At 65.0% G+C, this 2,525-nt stretch carries 2 protein-coding genes and 1 pseudogene; 1 reads left to right on the top strand and 2 read right to left on the bottom strand.

The window, feature by feature from the left end:
- Positions 1-147: 147 nt before the first annotated feature.
- Complete coding sequence (locus ACNPQM_RS43915) at positions 148-1,443, bottom strand: VanZ family protein (RefSeq protein WP_418088385.1); 1,296 nt, start codon at positions 1,441-1,443, stop codon at positions 148-150.
- Positions 1,440-2,006: a hypothetical protein gene (locus ACNPQM_RS43910; protein WP_418088384.1), complete on the bottom strand. Its 567-nt coding sequence runs from the start codon at positions 2,004-2,006 to the stop codon at positions 1,440-1,442. The genes ACNPQM_RS43915 and ACNPQM_RS43910 overlap by 4 nt, the downstream gene beginning before the upstream one ends.
- Before the next feature lie 40 nt (positions 2,007-2,046).
- On the opposite strand from ACNPQM_RS43910, the pseudogene ACNPQM_RS43905 reads away from it, so the two are divergent.
- Positions 2,047-2,525: pseudogene (locus ACNPQM_RS43905) on the top strand (hypothetical protein); the annotation flags it as partial.

Raw genomic sequence — 2,525 nt, 5'->3', positions numbered from 1 at the left:
TTCGCGATCTGGGAGCAGATCACCGGCACCGCCGGCCTGCCCGCCACGGCCTGAGCGCGGAGCCGGAACCCGACCCCAGCACGCCCCGACGCCCCACCAAGCGCCAACACCCTCGACAACGTGACAACGCCATCCCCACGGGTCGGCTTACGATTCAGCGGGGGCTTCCTGACCTGGAATGGGGTCGGGCTGTACCTGCTGGCCGGTGACGGCATCGATACGGAGAGCCGCTTTCGCCTCGCCGCTCTTGCCTACGTTGACAAGCCAGAGAGGCCGCCAGGTCCCGTTGACTTTCTCGGCCAGCAGGAAAGTTTCACCAAGGCTGTCCATTTTTGTCAATTCCTCGGCGCGGTGCTGAGCCTGGGCACGGCCGAGTGCTGGCTTGGGAAGGTTGGGGTCTTCTGCGGTCCTCACTGTGATGGCCATGATGCGGCCCGAAGAGCTAACCGTGATGTCCAGTCGCATGGGCATGAGAACGCCATCGTGGTACCGGCGATAGCTGAGCGCATACGGCCCGTTGCCACCGCCCAGCGGGTCCCAGGTGACCTTACTGCCCTTCACCTCTTCAGGGAACCAACGCGCTGCGAAGCGCTGGCCAACGGCTTTTGCCTGAACAGAGGTCAGGTTCCCGCCGTCGTCCTGGTGATCATCCGCCTCCGCAGCGAGGATTTTCCGCTCGGTCCACGAGAGGTTAAGGACGCCTTGATCAGTGGTGACGTCGATCTTCACTGGCTCCCCGGCCACGCTGGGGCGCAGCTGGACCTGTACTACCTTCGACTGCTCGCCGAAAACGCCGACGGCAGCGGAGCGCGCCCAGCGATCCTGGGCGGCGCTGACTCCCAGCCCCTCGGAAGCGCCCTCAACAGGGGTTACCGCTCCAAAGAGGGCGAATATAGCGAGGAGGCAAACCGTCGCCGCGCCACCGCCTCGGACGAAGTCGCGCCGCGAGAAGAGGGGCCTGCGTGCCACGAGACCCAGTACGGCCAGCCCTACGCACAAGCCGACCGCGGCACCCATGCAATTGAGAGTGATGTCGGAGTAGGTACAGGTCCTGCCCAGCGGGAAAGCCGCCTGCGCGAGCTCCACGCCGGGCACCGTGACACTGGCGATCGCCAACGACAGCATCGGCTGGCGGGTTGCCATAACGAGGGAGAAGCACCCAGGCGCGAACAGCAGCACGTTGAGCAGGCCAGACGTGGTATGCAAGGCGTCGCTCAGGGGTGTACCCGTAACACACGTCATGTTCGTGGCGGCGTCCCCGACGTTACCCGGAGTCAACGTCACCGCGAACGCGCCCGCGAAGAGGACTGCGGCGGCGGCGCTGTACAGGACAGGGCCATTCTTCGCCCGCGCGATGAACACGGCAGGTGTGGTGAGCAATACCGCGAACACCAGGAAGAGGGGAACGATACCGGACAGTGCCCCGACAGACGCGCTGATCAATGGAATTCCTTGTTCTCAGTACAAGGCTTCCGGCCCCATGAAAGAAAGGGGCCGGAAGCAGGAGTGCCGTGGCGTATCAGCAGGGGTTGAGACTCGGAGTCCAGAAGTAACCCTGACCCGACACGGTCATGCCGCCGGTCGCGACAGCCGGAAGGCACCGGCTTACCTCCGAAGCTGTAGGACTTGGACGCACCCGCGGCGACGTTGGACGCCGCGGAGCTGTAGACCGTGCTCCCGGAGTCCATCACGAGGATCGCACTCACAGTGCTGCCGCCCGACTTGGAGTACTTGACCGTCGAGTAGAAGAGGCTCGAGTTCCCGGACACTATCCTCCCGTTCTCCACGGTCGAGTACAGCGTTCCGTTACTCAGCTTCGTCGACGTACTCGCCGCCCACGCCGACGAGCCAGCCCCGAGCACACAGAGCGACGCCGCAGCGATCACTCCGACCTTCTTGGCAATGCCCATGCCCATATCCCTCTCTCCGAATGCACGATTTTGAGCAAAACTGGCTGTCGACGCCAGCAACGACGACGACAGTACGATCTGAACGTCGATATCCACGCCGAGCGGAACGCGTTCACGGCCCTCAACCCGACGGGGGATGCTGCTTGGTCTGGCGGTGGGGGAGACGCTGGGGGCCGCCGGGGGCAGGCTGCCGGCCGGTGGCCCGGTGCGGGCCGGTGTGAGTACCCAGTTGGCCTGCTTCACTGCGGAGGGCACCATCCGTGCGATCGTCCGCGGCAACAACAAGGGCATCTGCCATCCGCCGTCGGTGGTCTGGCACGCGTACTGCCGGTGGGCGGCCCTGCAGGGCATCGAGGCCGAGCGGATGCGGCGCCGCTGGGCCTGTGGGGCTCGTAAAATCATCGCTGCTGGTCAGCACCCGCCTCCAGGGTCGTCGGTGGGGATTTGTAATGCTGCCCTGATGATCGTGTCCCTGCTCTACGGCACCGCCCGCGCACTGTTGTCCGTCCCCGCGGTCCTCCTGCGTCGAGACACCGCCAAGGATGCCGAACTGCTGGTGCTGCGGCACGAGAATGCCATCCTGCGCAGGCATGTGAAGGGCAGGGTGCGCTATGA

It is taken from the genome of Streptomyces sp. NPDC056231 (genome assembly GCF_048270745.1).
Classification (GTDB): Bacteria; Actinomycetota; Actinomycetes; order Streptomycetales; family Streptomycetaceae; genus Streptomyces.
Note: the sequence above shows the minus strand (reverse complement) of the source record. Positions and strands in the feature narration are given on the sequence as shown.